Here is an 18,420-nt window from a genome sequence, read left to right on the forward strand (position 1 = left end):
CCAGCCAAAGGCACTAAAAAATTTGGCGGCAGCTCTTATGGGGTATGGGGTACTACTATTGGATTAATCGTTGGTATTCTTGCTCCAATCCCTTTTGGCTTCCTTATTGGACCTTTTATTGGCGCATTGATAGGTGAGCTTATATTTGATCTCAATGATCACAAACGGGCTTTGAAAGCAGCCGTAGGTTCGTTCATAGGCTTTCTAGCATCAAGCTTCATGAAATTTATACTTTGCGTACTGTATTTGGGATTGTTTTTGTGGATTGTTTGGCAACATAAATCCGAGCTCTTTTAAAGTGATTTAGATTCTTTATTCAGCAAACGAACCTACTTTAAAATCAAAAAAGCTATCCACCAGAGTGGAAAGCTTTTCATTGGTCTAACTACTAAACCCGCTACGAGTTACAAATTCGTAGCAAACAACACAACTAACGTTAAAAACCTTAAAGGGGCAAAAAAGCCTTTCTGTTACGAAAGGCTTTCCCCAATATTGCGGTCTGGACGGGACTCGAACCCGCGACCCCATGCGTGACAGGCATGTATTCTAACCAACTGAACTACCAAACCTCTGCGTTATTGCGGTTGCAAAGATAGTACAGAATTTCATTTCTGCAAGTGTTTTGCTAAAAAAAATTAAATATATTTTTAAATTATTAGCCAAAGTTTTGTTTTTCAACTAAATATGTAGTCAATATTTTTTCAAAATTATCACCAACATTAACCGGAACGTACTTAATTTGGTTCTTTGCGCAAGTCAAAGCTAATTTTTTAAAGTATTTCTCTGCCCTTTTTTCATACTCAACTTTAACATTATCGGCAAAAATAGATACTTCTTCACCCGATTCTAAGTCAATAAACTTTCTTGGCGTGTTATCAAAGTCAAATTTCAGCTCTGTTTCATTATCTACCACATGAAATAAAACTACTTTATGTTTATTATGTTTAAGATGTTGCAAGGCATTAAAAAGCTTTTCATCATCTTCGGACTGAAACATATCTGTAAATATGATAATCATCGAACGGCGATGCATTTTCTCTGCAATTTGATGCAAATACGTAATTGTGTCGGTCGTTTTTTTGACTTTTGGCTGTTCTAATAATTGCTCCAGTTTATTGAGCAGCATTCTATGATGACGATCGCTTCCTTTTTCTGGCGCATAATATTCGTAATTATCTGAGAAAACGCTTAAACCTACGGCATCGCGTTGTTTCTTTAAGATATTCATTAAAACTGCCGACGCCAAAACGGCAAAACCAATCTTTTTTTCATAAAAAGGCTGATTCGATTTTAGTTCGGGATAATGCATCGACGACGAATTATCAACAATAAGATGACAACGCATATTCGTTTCTTCCTCGTAACGTTTCGTGTACAAACGATCAGTTTTGGCAAATAATTTCCAATCGATATGTTTGGTACTTTCTCCGGCATTATACACTTTATGCTCTGCAAATTCAGCGGAAAATCCATGAAACGGACTTTTGTGCATTCCGGATATAAAACCTTCTACAACCTGATTTGCCAGCATTTCGAGATGCTGAAAACTTGAAACTTTCTCTATTTCCGATTCGATTTTCATTCGGTTTCTTTTTTAATATTTTGTGCGCGGTACAAACCGTCTGTCGCCTGCAATAATTTCCTTTTCAGAATTGGACTAAAATTAGGGTTTTCTTTTAAGAATCGCTGTACTTCATCAAAAGCATATTTCGATGAATATTTTCCAATTGTATTATTCAACCAATCTTTCGGGAAGAAAATATCTCCTGTTCTCTGAATTTCTTCGACCAAATCTAATGAAAATCTGATATACTTTTGTGCACTTTCCTGACGTAAAGGATGATTAATATTCGCCAAACCTACAGTAACCCAGGATTCTTTTTCTCTGTTTTCATCATTTTTCAATGATTTTACAAAAGCATTACGAACCAATTCATGTTTAGATAACGAAGGAAGTAAAAACTCAAATCGCTTTTGTTTGTCCGGATTTGTGATTGTTTTTTTGGTTTTATTCAGGATTTCATCTGCTTTTGCATGTTTAAATATAGCCAAATTCATTGCCATATTAGTATAATCGTCTTCGTTTAACTTTAAGCTTTGAATTACATTTTCTTTATTCCAAATTGCATATAATTTGGCTTTGCCAGAATCTGAATAGGCAATCGAGCTGAATAAATTGAACAATGTCTTTTTGATATTACTTGGCAAATTAGCCTGTAAACGTGCATAAACAACATCTTCAAGTTGCTTTTGAACTTTGCTTTGCTGTTTTTCGGTTAGGAATTTCCAATAAATTGAACTTGTTTGATTGGTAATAATCTTCAGAACCAATTCGTTTTCTTCTTGCTGAATTCCTTTTATAAAACAATTAAAAGCTTGGATTGGCGCAACATTTCCCGTTAAGGTATTTTCATAAATATTGATGTAAGTTGAAGCTCTTGCAACCTCATCTTTCAAACTCAAAACAGATTCTATAGTATTCCCGTCAAGCGGAAAAACGCCGTAACCAAAACCATTATAATTATAATTCACCGCAATTGGTTTTTGAAGTCCAATAGCTTCTTTTATCACTATATTTTTCTCTGTAATATTAACATTGATCACTTTTACCTGATCCGGATAAACCAAACCAATATCAAAAATTTGAGGCCAAACATTATCTGATTTATCTTCGGCTTGTTGGTTTATTTCGAACTTTTTGATATTTTTTTTAGCGTCGTATTCTATTTTATCTGTAAAAATGGCTCTTCCGGATTGATTCACCCAGACTTTACTCCATTTTTGCATATCCAGCGGAGTTTCGGCATCAAGAATTTCGACAAGATTGTTCCAGTCGGCATTTTCGTTTGCGTATTTTTTAATGTATTTTTCGATCCCTTTCTGGAAAGCTTCTTGTCCCATCGAAGTTTCTAATTGGCGCATCATTATTGGCGCTTTATTATAAATAATGGCTCCGTAAAGTGAGCCGGCATCTTTAAGATTTGCCAGATTTTGTTTTATAGGATGTGTGCCTAACGAACGATCTTCGGCGTAAGCGCTGGAATAATGAGCGTTTATAAACTGTAGATTATGATTGACTTTTGGAAAAATTGGGTTCATGATTTTGTCTGCCATAAAATTGGCGAAAACTTCTTTCATCCAGACATCATCAAACCATTTCATAGTAACCAAATCGCCAAACCACATATGCGAAGTTTCGTGCGCAATCAATTTTGCACGATCTAATTTCTCGCTGTCTGTGGCGCTATTATCAAGAAACAAAGTCGATTCACGATATTGAATTGCGCCAACATGTTCCATTCCGCCATATTGAAAAACAGGAATCGAAGCAAAATCCAACTTCTGAAAAGGAAATTTATAATTAGTATATTTTTCTAAAAAGTCTATCGATTGTTGGTGTAAATTAAAAATAGTATCTACGCTTACGCGGAATTTCTCTGCATTATTTTCGCGATATAGCATTGTCATTTCTAGATTTCCGGGTTTCTGCGTTACAGTTTTAAATTTTCCGGCAACGAAAGAAAATAAATAAGTACTCATTTTATCTGATTCTCCAAAAGAGTAACTTATAAAATCGCCTTTCTCTACTTTCTCTTTAACATCGGCTCCAGCCAAAACTGACCAATCTTTAGGAACCATTAAACTCAACTTATAAGTTGCCTTAATATTAGGCTGATCGAAACAAGGGAATAATGTACTCGCGCGATCAGGAACCAATAAGGTATATAAAAAATCATCGTTTCTGTTTAATGATAAATTTCCTGCGATAAATGAAATCGCAACTGTGTTTTTTCCTAAAATTAGATTTTTTGAAGCGATAACAATATGTCCTTTTTCATGAACAATAACTGTATTTTTTCCGTTTACCTGAATTGATTTTATATTTGAAGTTTTTTCTTTAAAATCTAAATACAAAGGTTCGCTCAGATCTGAAATTGTTAGTTTCAAAGTAAGATCTGAATTGATTTCTTGCTGTTTTTGCTTCGGAATTTCAAAATTTAATTGGTAAATAACATCAGAAATTTGTTTTTTTCTAAAAATGGCCATTTGTTCAGAAACGCCATTCTCTAAAAAAAGATTTTCTTTTGACTGAGATTGAGAAAAACTATTTGAAGCAATTGCAAGAAAACAAAGAAGGCTGTAGAAAATTTTCATTTTAAGGGAATATAAGATTCGTTAAAATTAAAAAAAGTCAGCCACTAATTTCACGAATAGCCCGAATTATTTATTTTGATATCTCAAAAAAGGTTGCTACGAATTTCAATAATTAGCACTAATTATATTGGATTAGACCTGACAGGTTTTAAAAACCTGTCAGGTCTAAATATAAAACAAAAAAAGGCCTGACTACTGCCAGACCTTTTTCAAACATACTAATTCGAAATATTAAAAAAATTATTCAGTTTGTTGAAATAAAAAACTCGTATCGCCGGCATAATAAGTGTTACTCGAACTTGTAGGGAAAAGAGTTTGTGCTGCCGTACTGGAAATATAAGCATATCCTGTAATAGTGATATTTCCTGCTATAATAGGATAAGTTGTTGCAGATCCGTCCGTTTTTGTTCTTTTGATCCAGTCATCACTATTTACTGTTAAAAAATACTCTTTGTCTTTGACTAACGGAATTGGAACTATGGTTTTTTGAAAAGACATATTCGCAATAGACACATTCATAGTTTCAGATTTTATAACTGTTTTTGTCGCAACATCCCATAAAGTAATTCTTAAATTGACATTTACATCTGGAATTTTTGCAAAAAAGGAAGTTATTTTACCGTTTACAGTGGGTTTAAAGCTAAAACCATATTCATACATTCCTGCATCTTTTAAGTCTATTGATTTTTGGTTAAATCCTGAACCTGACAAATACAAATCGAGAGGATTCTCGGCATTATATACAATTGGATCTGCTTTGTCATCATCACTGCTGCATGAAATAGTTAAAATCGCAACGGCTAAAATGGTGAAAATGGTTTTTAAAGTTTTCATAATAATTTGGTTTGAATAGTTCCTTACTATTGTTGAATATTAAAATGCGCACAAACCTCTGGATAACTCATTTTAGAATAATCAAGTTTTACACCTTTTCCTGTTGCAGCGGCAACACCACCAGGAATCAAAATATAACGCCAGCTAAGACTTGTTGGAATATTCACCGTTCCTACTCCGCTATGTGTAAATCTGAATAATTTGATTTTCTTTGCCGTAGAAATAGCTGTGATTGTATTGGTTGTTCCGCCTGCATTTGAAGTATATGGCAATGTAAAAGTTCCTGACCCAAATGACATATAAACTAAAATGGTTCCTTTTGCAAGAATATCCTCTGATAATTCCGGCGCAACAATAGAGGTTGACATTCCTGGAGATCCGTCAATTGTTTCTGCAACAGCTACTGGAGCTGTAATCCATTTGCTGTAAATAACATTTGCTGATCCTGTATCTCCAGCTTTTCCGTCAACGCCGGCTTTTCCATCGACTCCGGCTTTACCGTCAACTCCGTTTTTTCCGTCGATTCCATTGATTCCGTCAATTCCTTTTTCGCCGTCATCGCTGCTGCATGAGATTGTAAAAATTGCAACTAATAAAAGTGTAAAAATGGTTTTAAAAATTTTCATAATAATTGGTTTTAAATTTGGCTAAATGATTCTTATTTAATTCAATAACATTATTTTTGTAAAAGTCACCTGTTAATTAAAGAAGGTTTCTTTTTATTTGATGACTTAATTACGAGACAAATTTGCAGGATTAAATTCAGTAGAAAAACCACTAATAGACGAACAACATTTTAAATAGACAGACGACGTAAAACCAAATTAAATGACCAAAAAATACTCGTGTATTATTGTTGATGATGACGAAATAGACAGACTTACGGTATTATCGTTTGCCAAGAAATTCCCGATTCTGGACATTTTAGGTGTTTTTGAATCGGCTGAAGATGCGCTTCCGTTTATCGAAAAACAAAAAGTGGACATTTTATTTCTGGACATCGATATGCCGGGTTTAAACGGAATTGAATTCAGAAAAAAAACATTAGAAATTCCGGTTTGTATTTTTATAACCGCACATCCTGAACATGCCGTTGAAAGTTTTGAGATTGAAACTTTAGACTTTATCGTAAAACCATTAAAACTCGATCGCTTTGCACAAACTGTAAGCAGAATCGAAGAGTTTATGGAAATTAAACTCAAAGCTTCTCTTTTTGAAGCCAGTATTGGCGGCGATACTATTTATATTAAAGAAGGTCACGAACAAACGAAAGTCAAATTGCATGAAATATTATATCTCGAAGCCTTAAAAGATTATACTTTGATTATTACCGATAAAAAAAGACATTGCGTTTTATCGAGTATTGGTAATCTTTTGAAAGAAGATCATTTTCAATCTTTTATCAGAATTCATAGAAGTTATGCGGTTCAGAAACAATTTATCCAAAAGATAAATTCAACCGAAATTATTTTAAATAACAATGTCTCGATTCCCGTTGGAAGAAGTTATAAAGAAAACCTAAACTTATTCTAAATGAAAAAAGTTTGGATTTTATTGCTGTTTTTTACCATTTTTTCTGTTTTCGCACAGCAAGAACCTAATTTAGCACGCTATAAAAGTTTAGATGAAAAACTAAAAGTCTGGATGAATTATGCGGATGAAATTATTGACTTAGAAGATTATTCAAAACTTTTAGTTATTGCAGAAAAAGGAATTAGCATTTCTAAAAACAATCCTGCTTATTTGAGTAGATTTTATCTCTACAAAGGTCTTGCTTACGAATTTAGCAATAACCAATATCAAAAAGCATTGGTTAATTATGAGCTTTCGCTGAAATACTCCAAAAGTATCAAACATCTTAAAAATCAAACTTCAGCTTTGATGCGTCTCAACTATATTTATTATTCTTTGAATGATACTATTAAAAGAGAAAATTTAATACAATATATAAAAAAGGTTCTTGACACTACAAAAAACACATACACACAATCTGTCCTGAATGGCAGTTTGGGAGAATATTATCTTGATTATTCTGAATATGAAAAATTTATCGGATATCAATTAAAGGCAATAACGTATAAAAAATTGCTCAAAAAAAGTATTTCAAATACAGAAAACATTGGAGTTTCATACAGCCAGATTGCCAGCGCATATATTAAAATGAAGCAATTTGACAAAGCCATTGAATACTTAAACGACGCAAAACCTTATATAAAAACGTCTCCATACATAAGTGCTTTTTCGTGTAATTATTACATGCAATGTTTTGTAGCCGAAAAGAAACTGGACAGTGTTCAAAAATATTATAAACTAATTTATACACTTCCTTCTGAAAAAGATTCCTTATTCCTTAATTTGAGTTTTGCCAACAGAAGCATGTCTGAATATTATGTAAATGAAGGAAAAATAAACGTAGCTTATAATTATGCTAAAAAGGCGGTTTTATTGGGACAAAAATCAAATGACGGAGATATTATCATGGAAGCAAATACCATAATGGGAAATGTTTTATATGAAAAAGGCGATTATAAAAAAGCCATTGAAACCTTAAAAAAAGCTTCAACAAATGCCTTAAATTATGACAAAGAATCGTTTGTAAACATCAACAAAAAATTATCTCAAAGTTATGCCGCATTAGGTCTCTGGAAAGAAGCATTTTATTACAACGAAATCTATAGCAAATATAGTGACGAAATGATGCAGGAATCAGCAAAACAAAGTATTGCAAATGCCGAAGCTCATTACCAAAACAAAACCAAAGGACAGGAAATAAAAACTCTTTCGACTCAAAATACGATCAATAATATTCAAATTCAGGAAGCTAAAAAGCAGCGTTTCTTTTTAATTTCCGGATTAATTCTCGTGGGAATCATTGGATTATTATTGTTCAAACAGAATCAAAACCGTAAAAAAACCAATCAGAAGTTACAGGTTTTGAATCAGGAACTCGACGAAGCCAATAAAATAAAAGCGAGATTTTTTAGTATTTTGAACCATGATTTAAGAAGTCCGGTTTCGAATTTAATTCACTTTTTACATCTTCAAAAAGAAAGCCCGGAACTCATTGACGAAGCCACAGCTTTACGAATGCAAACCAAAGTAATTACCGGAGCCGAGAATTTATTAACCTCAATGGAAGATATTTTATTGTGGAGCAAAGGACAAATGGAAAACTTTAAACCGAATTTTCAAAAAATAGCACTTTCTACAATATTCGAAGAAAGTCAAAAGCACTTTTCAAGTATCGAAAACATAAAAATTTCATTTGAAGATCCTGAAAACATCCTTTTAAATACCGATGAAAATTATCTAAAAACCATCATTAGAAACTTAACCGGAAACGCCATAAAAGCGCTGGATAAAACACAAAACGGAAAAATAATCTGGAAAGCCTGGAATGAAAACAATCAAACTCACATTTCGATCACAGATAATGGCAAAGGCGGAACTCAGGAACAATTCAAAGCTTTATACGACGACTCAGAAGTTATAGGAATCAAATCCGGTTTAGGATTACATTTAATCAGGGATCTTGCAACCGCCATAAATTGCAAAATCGAAGTGAACTCTCAACAAGATTCAGGAACTACATTTACTATTAAAGTTTGCCACTAATTACACTAATTATTTTTTTTCACGCAGATTTTGAAAGATTTAAGCAGATGTACGTAAATTAATAATTAATATCAAAAATAAATCTGCTTTAATCTGCGTGAAAAATTTAGCCGTATCAAATAAATAATTTGTGAAAATTTGTGAAATTTGCGGTAAAAAAAATTAAATAAATTCGTGCTAATTCGTGAAATTCGAGGCAAAAAAAATCCTTTTTTAATCTATATAATCTGTGGCAAAAAACCTTAAAACATAAAAAAGGCTTGACTTTCGCCAAACCTTTTTTATATAAATTATAATCTTACGATTACAACAAAGCGTCTAAACTATCTGCGTAGGTTTGTTTCGGAGCAACTCCTACTTGTTTTCCTACTACTTCACCGTTATGAAAAACCAAAACAGTAGGTATGTTACGCACACCATATTTTGCAGCAAATTCCTGGTTAGCATCAACATCGACTTTACCAACAACTACTTTACCTGCGTATTCTTCGCTGATTTGGTCAATAATTGGACCAACCATTCTACAAGGACCGCACCATGCTGCCCAAAAATCTACCATTACTGGTTTATCTGATTTCAAAACTACTTCATCAAAAGTAGCATCTGTTATTGCTAATGCCATAATTTCTTGTCTTTTAAAATTATTGTCTGAATTGTTTCGTTTCAAACTAGAGTACAAATTTAAAAATTAAATACTAATGAAACACCATTCTTAAATTAGTTTTAATTATAAATGCATTGTCATTTATTATATTAATCCCATGTTTTAAAATTGTAAGTTTTAAATTACAATATATTGAAGATCATCTTTTTAGAATAACTTCAGTTTTTTACCTTATCTTTAATAATCCAGAAATTCTTCCAGATGACCACAACTTTACTTCATATAAAAAACTTTTTCCAATCCGTTCGTTTTAAAAAATATGCCAAGCGTTTTGGCTTTTTTATTTTAGGACTTATTGGTTTACTGTTAATTGCCTGCGGAGGATTATCGATTTATTTTAACCGAAATAAAACCGAAATCATCGCCAAGATCAACACAAAAATCAATGAAAATATTAACGGAAAATTTCATGTTGGCGATTTTCATTATAAGTTTTTAACCGGATTTCCCAATTTTACTTTGGCTTTAAAAGATGTTGAACTCAAAGACAATCAATGGGCAACGCACAAACATACTTTATTAAAAGCCAAAGAAATCGAAGCCCGTTTGAACGTTTGGAGTTTAATACAAAACGAAATCAACATTCATAAAATCCTGATTAACAACGCGGACATTTATGTTTATAAAGCCGAAAACGGATATTCGAACGCTAATATTTTCAAACCAAAAAAGAAAAAATCTCCCGTAGACAAATCAGAAACCGAAACTACAATTGACCAAATCGACCTCAACAATGTTCATTTTATTTTGGACAATAAACTGGGACATAAATTGTTTGATTTTGATGTTGAAAGTTTAAATACAAAAGTAGATTATGAGGGAAACGATTGGCAAACGGATGTTTTTCTGGACACTCAAATAAAAAGTTTAGCATTTAATACCGTTCACGGAAGTTTTGCAAAACAAAAAGAACTCAAAGGAACTTTTACTGTTTCATATTCCTCCGAAAAAGAAAAAATTGATGTCGTAACCCGAAATCTAAAAATAGGAACTGACTCATTTGACATTACCGCTTTTTTTAATTTAGCCGAAGGAAATGCACTTTTCGGGATCAATATTGGGACTTCTATTTTATGGCAAAATGCGTCGAATGTGTTATCGGCAAATATCAGTTCTAAACTAAACCGATTCAATTTAAGTAAACCCATTGATGTTAATTGCGACATCAAAGGCGATTTTAATGCCGAAGGAGATCCACGAATTGTCGTTCAGGCCATCATAAAAGACAACGAATTGAGTATTCCTGACGGATTAATAAAAAAATGTAATTTTAAAGGCATTTTTACCAATAATTTCAAACCAAAAGAAGGTTATAACGATGCAAATTCGGCAATTATATTAACGAAATTTTCGGGAGAATATGAAAACATTCCGCTTACGATTCCGCAATTATCCATTAACAATCTCGAAAAACCAGTTGCAACCGGAAACGTAAGTTCAGATTTTGATGTAGAAAGACTCAACGAAATCAGCAACGACAAATGGATTCAGTTTACAGATGGTCACGCAAAAGCCAACCTGAAATTTCAGTTTGATATTGTCGATTTATACATTACAAAACCACGTTTTATTGGCAAAATAGATGTTGATGACGCATCGTTTCATTATATCCCAAAGAATGTTCATGCCATAAAAACCAACCTTCATCTTGATTTTACCGAGAAAGCCTTACTTATCAAACAAATTGCTTATAAACACAATAAGAATACAATTTTTATTGAAGGAAAAATCGACAATTTCCTAAATCTTTATTATGACGCGCCCGAAAAAATGATCGTAAACTGGAAAATCTATTGTCCTAATATTGATCTCAAACAATTTTTAGGAGTTTTGGCAACTTCACAAAAAACAAAAGCTACGGCAAAAAACACGAAACGAACCACAATTTCAAATCAAATACGAACCGCAATCGACAAATGTGCTGTAGTAATCGACATCAAAGCCGACAAAATCAATTACAATAAATTAACCGCAACAAATACAACTGCAACCGTCCAGATGATAGATTCCAGATTAGTAATAAAAAACGGTTCGTTGCAAACTTCCGGCGGAAGCATCACCTTTAACAGCGAAGTAAAACCAAGCGGAAAAAACTTTGCTTTTAGTTCAAACGCAAAAGTAAATCGCGTTGATATCGCCATTTTCCTGCGCTCGTTTAACAACTTTGGCGTTACGTCATTTAATCCCGGCAACATCAAAGGGCGATTGAGCAGTCAGGCAAATGTCACCGGTTTTATCAACGGCAATGGCGCGTTGATCACAAATTCTATGCACGGTAATTTGACATTCAACGTCAATCAGGGTGCTTTGTTAGACTTTGAACCTATTGTAAAAATTGGCAAATTTGCTTTTCCGTTTCGTGATGTCAAAAACATCACGTTCAGCGATTTATCCGGCACGCTAAAATTACGCGGAGAACAAATCGATGTTAATAATTTCACCATTAGTTCCAGCGTTTTAAACCTCGATGCCGAAGGTATTTATTCCTTTGGCCGAGGCACAAATCTCGCCCTCACAATCCCACTCCGAAACTCAAAAAACGATATCAACCTCGCCACCCAAACCGAACGTGACGCCGTTCGCGACCGAGGAATTGTCCTGCATTTAATTGCGCTGGATGACGAAGGAAAAATGAAAATTAAATGGGGGAAGAAGGATAAAGAGAAATAAACTTATTTTCAATTCTTCAACTAAATCTTGTCATTTCGATCAAAGAGAGAAATCACAATAGAAACTCGCCAAAGATTTGTCACTCGCCAGAAAAAAAACAACCATCTATTTACACAATCTTGTCATCTCGACGAAGGAGAGATCGCACTAGAAAATCGCCAAAGAATTGTCACTCTGAGCGAAGTCGAAGAGTTTTTGGAATTTGGAATTTAAAAATATTGGAATTTCAATTTTCAGGAGCAATTTCCTGCTGTCCACTATATCTTTTGTGGCGAACCCCGCCACAAAAGGATGCCGTTTCCATCAGGGCTAGGGCTTTTGGTTTCATAAGAAGTTTATCCTATTCAATAGGAATTAAACAAAATATATTGACAAGATTCCTAAAATAAATATTAGTACAATCACTTGAATTCCAACTTCATTAATTCTCGAAACTCGCAGTTCAAAATTCTTTTGAAATGATAAAACAGCTGGCACAAAAAATAAATTTATTAAAATACTAAATGGTAAAATCCAGTAAGAAGCACCTGCAGGACCACCATGCGAAAGCATTACAGAAACCGAAACAGGAATAAGATAGAGATTTACGATAATGATTAAAATCGCAATTATTTTATTTGTTTTATTTTTCATGCATTTCATACTTTTAAAACTATTATTAATTGACATCAATTTTTTGTAAGAATAAAGCTGTATTTTCAACCTATGAATATCAAAGACAAATTCGGTTTTGAAGTGAAAGAACGTCGACAACAAAAAGGATACTCAATCGAGTATTTAGCCAATATTTCTAATATAGACAGAACTTATATCTCTGATATAGAAAAGGGTAAAAGAAATGTTTCAATAGAAATTATAGAAAAAATACTTGCCGCCCTTGATACTGATTTTGAAGATTTTTTTAATACTAAAACTTTCAAGAAATGAAGGAGAGAATTTATATTTCTCCTATTCCTAACGATTTGAAAAACTCAAAAGTTCCATCATACATAAATTCTGGCCTTGTAATATCTTCATTATTTCCAAAAGGAATATAAATTATCATTCCTTGTCTAGCTCTTGTCAATAAAACTCGATAGGAATTAATCAAATAATTCACAATTTCCGGACTATTAATATTTTGCCACTTTGTTCCTTTAAATTTCCTATAGTTCCATTGATTATTGTCATAGAATAAATCTCCATCCCAAGCAACACAAGTCCAATCTAACTCTAATCCTTGAATATCAAATTCCGTAGCAACTTCCTCAAGAAAATACGAAGAACGAATATCATTATTTTCATTTAAAAACCAAATTGGAGCATCAATTTTTGCTTTTACATTTAATCCAAAAGGTCTTAAGCGAATTCCTCCTGATGAAGCTACAATTCCAGTTCTTTCTGATCCTTTTGCTGTGATTTTTAACCAATTTCTAGCTTTATTTAAGTCACGAGTTATCTTAATTGGATAATATTCTTTAATAAAAAGCTCATAGATTTCTTTAGCGTTTTCAATATTATTATCTATTATTTCTTGAATAAAGCTAGATAATTGAGCACTTCTAAATGATCTTAACGAAACCGATAAATGCAATTCATCTTTCTTAATTGCTTTTTTATTATCTAAAATAATCAACACTTCTTTGTCTTTGATATAGTTTTCATCTTCAACAATTTTAGATGAATAATAAATATCCCAATCTTGAAACTTATTTGAAAACGGTCTAATCCATTCTTCTAAACCAGCTTCTCCTGTGTTTATTTCTTGTCCTCCTCCAATCAAACAAACAATTGTACACCAATCTTTATGTCTATCCATCACTTCGATAAGAAATTCAGGTTCTGATTTATTAAAATCTGATATTCCTTTATTTCTTTTCATGAAACTTGATGCTTGTTCCCTTGTCCAAGCTCTTTGAGCTTCATCAAAAATAGTTACCTTTTCAATTGGAGCTTTTTCATCTTTTATTGAAGCATCTCTAAAATGATGAATATTTTGAATAAATGATTTTACTTGTGAACTAGCTAAAGATTTTGTGATAGTCGAGTTTTCATCTTTAGCAGTTTTAACTTTATCTCTTGCTAAAGCTTCACGCAAAACATCAACCAAAGGACCATTACCTGAAAGAAAAACAGCATGTTCTTCTTCTGCATAATTAGATCGCAAATTTGCAATATTTAATCCTGCTAATGTTTTTCCTGCTCCAGGAACTCCAGTTATAAAGCAAATTGATTTTCTACTTTTATTTTTCGAATAATCAATAATTTCAGAAATACATTCTGAGGTAACAGATAAATTTTCTGCCCCAGAATCACTTCTTGATATTTCAGAGACATTATGTTTTTTATATAAAGCTGTAGCCGCTTCTATAATTGTTGGTGTTGGTTTATATATTGAATTTTCCCAAGTTTCAACATTTATAATTTCCGAGATTTTAAATTTTGATAAGGTTTCAGATATAACTTCAGCTAAATTATTCTCATTTGCTACAATAGTTTCATATAAATTATCAAAAGAGTTTTTGTAGACATTATTAAAATTAATCGCTTTGTCAGCAATTAAAATTGGTATAATAATTTTCTCATGACTTCCTTCATGAAAATTATTCAGATCTAAACCATAATCAAAAGCTTGATCTTTTGCATACTTATCATATACATTTGAGCCAATCTTAAATTCTAAAACAAAGATGCAATTATCAATAATTAAAATATTATCAACTCTTTTCCCCATTCTTGGGATTGTAAATTCAAAATAAACTCTTCCATTAAAATTTGAAATTGTTTTTTTTAGAATTTCAATTTGACTTTTCCATGCATTAGATTGCTGAATTGACAATTTGTTTAAATCATATTCACCAGAAATTTTCCCATAAATACTATCCTTATCTTCGATACAAAAATCGCAAATAGAATTGTTGTAATAAGCTCTATTCATCGAATAGGTCTTTTATATTTACTTCTAAAGCTTTTGCTAATCGCTCAACAACTTCGATAGAAACATTTCTTTCGCCTTTTTCAATCGTCGGTAAATAAGTTCGATCGATCTCTGCTAAATTGGCTAACTTTTCTTGAGATAAACCTTTGAGTTTTCTAAGCTCTTTAATTTTGAGTCCGAATTTTTGCTTAATATCCATATAAACAAAAGTTGCAAAATGTAGACTCTAAAACAACGGAGTATAGTCGGGTTTTTTCTTATCTTTGAAATAAAATTCTTATGTTAAGCTTAAATGAAAAAATTCATCATTTAGAAAATTATTTGTCTCAACAAAATGAAAATTATGCTGATAGCTTTAAAGAAGATATTATTATGTTCATAAACGATTTTACAGATCAAAATAAGCTTTTGTCTTTTCTAAATAACATTGTTTCTTTTGAAGAAATTGAAAATTGGGCTGATAATTTATGCTCCAGAATTGTTTTAAAATTTGATTCTGAAGGAGAAGAAATTAACGATTTTATATATGATTATATACAATTTGGTTAACTTAAAAAACATGATAGAATTTTCAATCTTAGAAATTCCAACTGTACTTAATCCGCCTATAAAACTTATAGATATTATCTACAATTGTCCTGTTTGTGATTACGAAATTGAAATAGATATGTTTGTGGATGATGATAGTTTTGTGAAATGTGATGTATGCGAACATATAACAAAATTTAAGATTAAGAAAATCTAAAATGGATTACTTGACAATTGTTGCGGGACTTCGACTTCGCTCAGCCTGACAAACATTGTGTGATTCTTCGTTCGTCAGAATGACAAAATGAGCAGGCAATACTGTGTTTTTTCTAAATTATAAAACAATTTTCAAGCAAACCACAAAATAAAAAAAGCCACTTTTCAGTGGCTTTTAATCTATTCAAACCTTATTCAACATCCAGATAAGGATTTAAAATTTCTGCTAACTCATTGAGCCAATAATAACCATCTTCGACTGATTTTGTATCAATTTGCAGGGTTTCGCATTCTCGCAGTAGAGACATGGCGAGAAGATAATTTACTCTTCGGATTGCTTTTGCGAAACTTTTAGGATCTGTTGCCTGGTTGAAAAATTCGTTTAACCGCAATTCGGTTTCTTTTGAAAGGGTGTTTACACTCATAATCTTGCATTTTAGGAAATATAAAACCCGCATAGCTTAGGTGTCCTACGCTGCAAGAGCGTTGCAGTTGTTTCCAATACCGCCACCATACCACACGGGCACAAAGTTTTTCTGAGTTCATAATTTCTTGCATTTTAGGACTGCGAAGATACCAAAAAGCCTTATGACTTGTATGGATTTTCGTTATGAATATAAAATGTTTGCGGATTTTGATTTGCTAATTGGCGCGTGGGGGCTTCGACTCCGCTCAGCCTGACAAAAAACACAATAAAAAAATCTGTTCTTATCCGCGTTTTCACGAAGTGAATCCGTTAAATCCGCGTTCAATAATAACATTTCGAAATCGCCAAGTCTGACAAAAAAACAAATAAAAAATCTGTTTTTATGCGTGTTTTCACGAAGTGAATCCGTTAAATCCGCATTCAATAATTACATTTCACAATCGCCAAGTCTGACAAAAAAAGGACTTGAAATTTCCAACATTTTTTCATAATGTTTTATTAACTCACTTGTCTTTTCGTTCTAATTAAGATAGCTTTGAGAAACAATCATTAAATATAAAACCATATGAAAATTCAAATCAATACAGACAAGAACATCGAAGGACATGAAAGATTAGCTACATATTTTTCTGAAGAATTAGAAAAAGGTTTAGCGCGTTTTGAAGAAAAAATAACACGCGTTGAAGTACATTTTGGAGATGAAAACGGAGAGAAATTCAGCTTAAATGATAAAAAATGTGTAATTGAAGTTCGTGTAGCAAATTTACAACCTTTAACAGTTACAGACCACGCCGATACGCTTGAAAAAGCTTTTAGCGGTGCTCTTGCCAAAGCAAAAAAATCACTTACTACGACTTTCGAAAAACAGAAAGCGCATTAATTTATATATCTCAAAATATAAAAATGGCATTATCTTAATTTGAGATAATGCCATTTTTTATTTCAGCAATTTGGTCATTTCTTCCCAATGTAATATTTTAACTTTCTCGCTTGGTTTATCAGAACAATTTACCATTGATTTTGCAATATCCCGAGCTTCGATTCCTTTATATTTACTGATTCCTCCGATAAACAACGGATTGATAAATTTAAATATCCCGATTAATATTTTTTCCAGAGGTCGGCTTTCTTTTCTATCGCCTAAAATCATCGAAGGGCGAAAAATATGGGTATGATCAAAATTTTGATTGATAATATCTTGTTCGGTTTCTCCTTTTGTTCTGGTATAAAATATCGACGATTTTGCATTTGCTCCAATCGCCGAAACTAAAAAGACTGCTTTTGCTCCGTTTTCTTTTGCCAATTTTGCTGCTAAAATAGGATAATCATGATCGATTTGGTAATATAGTTTTTCGTCAGGTGTTTTCTTTTTTGTGGTTCCAAGTGAGATAAAAACTTCATCGGTTTGAATGTCTTTTACAACTTCGGGCAATGAATTAAAATCACCAATTATTGTTTTTAGTTTTGGATGCTGAACGTTCAAATCTTTCCTCACTACAATTATAACTTGTTCGTAATTTGTGTTATCCAGCAAACTTTCAAGAATATAAGATCCTACTAATCCACTTGCTCCGTATACAATTGCTTTTTTCATAATAATGCGATTTGTTTCCTCGAAGTTAGAAAATTTTGCCACAGATTTCACAGATTATTAATCTATGTTTCTATGTGTTAAATATTTTTCACGCAGATTTTGCAGATTGAGCAGATTTTTTTTGTTTTTTAATCCTTTAATCGGGAATGGCAAAAAACAAACCTGTAACTTTTAATTTACAGCTCCAGCGGAGCGAAATATGATTTTTGGCACGATTCATATGTCACCCCGATGCGGTTTTGTTGGTTGTTGTTTTTTAATTTTCTATAAATATGTCGCTCCCCTGGAGCTAAAATATACCGTGCGATACTTCCTATAATTTTTAATTCACAGCTCCAGCGGAGCAGCATATTTATAGCTATTTTTTATGTGTCACTAAAATCAGCTTCAGCCGAGCGAAATATGATTTTTGGCACGATTCATATGTCACCCCGATGGGGTTGTGTTGGTTGTTGTTTTAATTTTCTATAAATATGCTGCTCCAGCGGAGCGAAATATAATTTTTGGCACGATTCAATATGTCACCCCGATGGGGGTTTGTTGGTTGTTGTTTTTTAATTTTCTATAAATATACCGCTCCGCTGGAGCTAAAATATACCGTGCGATACTTTCTATAAATTCGTCCCGATGTTTCTATAAATATTTTGCTCCGCTGGAGCTATAAATATATCATCCTATTTTCTATAAATATGTTGTCACGCCGGGCAATGTCATTAAGTTAAGCTTTTAAAAAATAAAATTATTGCAAATTAAATCCGTTTTTATCCGCGTTTTTACGAAGTAAATCTGTTTTATCCGCG

General features: G+C 32.5%; 17 protein-coding genes and 1 tRNA gene. 7 read left to right on the forward strand and 11 right to left on the reverse strand.

The features are described 5' to 3' along the window. The coding region (locus tag ACHZDT_RS20725) for a DUF456 domain-containing protein (protein ID WP_394776605.1) at positions 1–297 on the forward strand (297 nt) is incomplete at its 5' end. A gap of 198 nt (positions 298–495) precedes the next feature. Here ACHZDT_RS20725 and ACHZDT_RS20730 read toward each other — a convergent pair. From ACHZDT_RS20730 to ACHZDT_RS20750, 5 genes are all read right to left on the reverse strand, one after another. Continuing rightward, positions 496–569: transfer RNA gene (locus ACHZDT_RS20730), tRNA-Asp, on the reverse strand. An 86-nt stretch (positions 570–655) separates the two neighbouring features. Next, entirely contained in the window at positions 656–1,582 is a 927-nt protein-coding gene (locus ACHZDT_RS20735) for a DUF58 domain-containing protein (RefSeq protein ID WP_394776606.1), read from the reverse strand. Beyond that, positions 1,579–4,155, reverse strand: coding sequence for a M1 family metallopeptidase (locus ACHZDT_RS20740; RefSeq protein WP_394776607.1), 2,577 nt, complete (start codon positions 4,153–4,155; stop codon positions 1,579–1,581). Before ACHZDT_RS20740 ends, ACHZDT_RS20735 begins: the two co-directional genes overlap by 4 nt. A 240-nt stretch (positions 4,156–4,395) precedes the next feature. After that, positions 4,396–4,989, reverse strand: a complete 594-nt coding sequence (locus tag ACHZDT_RS20745) for a hypothetical protein (RefSeq protein WP_394776608.1) — start codon at positions 4,987–4,989, stop codon at positions 4,396–4,398. A gap of 26 nt (positions 4,990–5,015) precedes the next feature. Next, a complete protein-coding gene (locus tag ACHZDT_RS20750) occupies positions 5,016–5,615 on the reverse strand; it encodes a hypothetical protein (RefSeq protein ID WP_394776609.1) in 600 nt (199 codons plus the stop codon). 202 nt (positions 5,616–5,817) lie between these two features. Between ACHZDT_RS20750 and ACHZDT_RS20755 the strand changes: the two genes are divergently transcribed. Both ACHZDT_RS20755 and ACHZDT_RS20760 read left to right on the forward strand, forming a co-directional pair. Next, the gene (locus ACHZDT_RS20755; protein WP_394776610.1) at positions 5,818–6,522 is read left to right on the forward strand and encodes a LytR/AlgR family response regulator transcription factor; all 705 of its coding nucleotides are present in this window, start codon (positions 5,818–5,820) and stop codon (positions 6,520–6,522) included. Then, positions 6,523–8,604, forward strand: coding sequence for an ATP-binding protein (locus ACHZDT_RS20760; protein ID WP_394776611.1), 2,082 nt, complete (start codon positions 6,523–6,525; stop codon positions 8,602–8,604). 304 nt (positions 8,605–8,908) lie between these two features. Here the strand turns inward: ACHZDT_RS20760 and trxA are convergent, their stop codons facing one another. After that, positions 8,909–9,271 carry a thioredoxin gene (gene trxA, locus ACHZDT_RS20765; protein ID WP_394776612.1) on the reverse strand — a complete coding sequence of 121 codons (363 nt, stop codon included), beginning with the start codon at positions 9,269–9,271 and terminating at the stop codon, positions 8,909–8,911. A 198-nt stretch (positions 9,272–9,469) separates the two neighbouring features. Between trxA and ACHZDT_RS20770 the strand changes: the two genes are divergently transcribed. Further along, a complete protein-coding gene (locus ACHZDT_RS20770) occupies positions 9,470–11,938 on the forward strand; it encodes an AsmA-like C-terminal region-containing protein (RefSeq protein WP_394776613.1) in 2,469 nt (822 codons plus the stop codon). Positions 11,939–12,292: 354 nt separating this feature from the next. Here ACHZDT_RS20770 and ACHZDT_RS20775 read toward each other — a convergent pair whose 3' ends face one another. Next, positions 12,293–12,571 (reverse strand): hypothetical protein, encoded by a 279-nt coding sequence (locus ACHZDT_RS20775; protein WP_394776614.1) that lies wholly within the window; start codon positions 12,569–12,571, stop codon positions 12,293–12,295. Positions 12,572–12,643: 72 nt separating this feature from the next. Here ACHZDT_RS20775 and ACHZDT_RS20780 point away from each other — a divergent pair, with 72 nt between their 5' ends. Then, positions 12,644–12,865, forward strand: coding sequence for a helix-turn-helix domain-containing protein (locus ACHZDT_RS20780; protein ID WP_394776615.1), 222 nt, complete (start codon positions 12,644–12,646; stop codon positions 12,863–12,865). A gap of 10 nt (positions 12,866–12,875) precedes the next feature. Here the strand turns inward: ACHZDT_RS20780 and ACHZDT_RS20785 are convergent, their stop codons facing one another. Both ACHZDT_RS20785 and ACHZDT_RS20790 read right to left on the reverse strand, forming a co-directional pair. Beyond that, positions 12,876–14,855 (reverse strand): DUF2075 domain-containing protein, encoded by a 1,980-nt coding sequence (locus ACHZDT_RS20785; protein WP_394776616.1) that lies wholly within the window; start codon positions 14,853–14,855, stop codon positions 12,876–12,878. Further along, positions 14,848–15,054 carry a helix-turn-helix domain-containing protein gene (locus ACHZDT_RS20790; RefSeq protein WP_394776617.1) on the reverse strand — a complete coding sequence of 69 codons (207 nt, stop codon included), beginning with the start codon at positions 15,052–15,054 and terminating at the stop codon, positions 14,848–14,850. Before ACHZDT_RS20790 ends, ACHZDT_RS20785 begins: the two co-directional genes overlap by 8 nt. 80 nt (positions 15,055–15,134) lie before the next feature. On the opposite strand from ACHZDT_RS20790, the gene ACHZDT_RS20795 reads away from it, so the two are divergent. Then, positions 15,135–15,404: a hypothetical protein gene (locus ACHZDT_RS20795; protein WP_394776618.1), complete on the forward strand. Its 270-nt coding sequence runs from the start codon at positions 15,135–15,137 to the stop codon at positions 15,402–15,404. A gap of 386 nt (positions 15,405–15,790) precedes the next feature. Here ACHZDT_RS20795 and ACHZDT_RS20800 read toward each other — a convergent pair whose 3' ends face one another. Beyond that, entirely contained in the window at positions 15,791–16,024 is a 234-nt protein-coding gene (locus tag ACHZDT_RS20800; RefSeq protein ID WP_394776619.1) for a hypothetical protein, read from the reverse strand. Positions 16,025–16,591: 567 nt separating this feature from the next. On the opposite strand from ACHZDT_RS20800, the gene ACHZDT_RS20805 reads away from it, so the two are divergent. Then, the gene (locus ACHZDT_RS20805; RefSeq protein ID WP_213308187.1) at positions 16,592–16,906 is read left to right on the forward strand and encodes an HPF/RaiA family ribosome-associated protein; all 315 of its coding nucleotides are present in this window, start codon (positions 16,592–16,594) and stop codon (positions 16,904–16,906) included. Between the two features lie 57 nt (positions 16,907–16,963). On the opposite strand, the gene ACHZDT_RS20810 is transcribed toward ACHZDT_RS20805, so the two are convergent. Next, positions 16,964–17,620 (reverse strand): oxidoreductase, encoded by a 657-nt coding sequence (locus ACHZDT_RS20810; RefSeq protein ID WP_394776620.1) that lies wholly within the window; start codon positions 17,618–17,620, stop codon positions 16,964–16,966. Positions 17,621–18,420 lie beyond the last annotated feature (800 nt).

The organism is Flavobacterium sp., from assembly GCF_043722275.1.
Taxonomy (GTDB): domain Bacteria; phylum Bacteroidota; class Bacteroidia; order Flavobacteriales; family Flavobacteriaceae; genus Flavobacterium.